The sequence below is a fragment of the Mesorhizobium sp. M8A.F.Ca.ET.218.01.1.1 genome, from assembly GCF_004791165.1.
Lineage (GTDB): Bacteria > Pseudomonadota > Alphaproteobacteria > Rhizobiales > Rhizobiaceae > Mesorhizobium.
Genome location: NZ_SRUZ01000158.1, coordinates 1 through 308, shown reverse-complemented (window position 1 = coordinate 308; position 308 = coordinate 1). Strand labels below are relative to the sequence as shown.

Below are 308 nucleotides of genomic sequence, written 5' to 3'. Positions count from 1 at the left end.
CTTAACGATCTCCACGTGATTGGAGTGAACCTCTGGACCGAACCGTGGAAAAGAATTCAATCACATAGAGCGGCATCGGGATGCCGGAGACCATTCACGCTGGCCTAGACAAAGGCGGCAAGGGAGTTGGTCATAGAGAATAATAGCAAACCCGACCTGAGCAGCGTCACACGCCTGCCTTCGGCTAATATCAGCACCGGCCACGACGAGCTGGATTCTGCCCGGATCGAGGCCCGCCAATATCTCGAATTCTACACTTGGGTATCGGCCATTAAGGACGAATATCTTGGTTGCGCCGCGGAAGGGAT

At 54.2% G+C, this 308-nt stretch carries 1 pseudogene; it reads left to right on the top strand.

What is annotated here, in order from left to right:
- Window positions 1–126 precede the first annotated feature (126 nt).
- Window positions 127–308: pseudogene (locus EN861_RS35965) on the top strand (hypothetical protein); the annotation flags it as partial.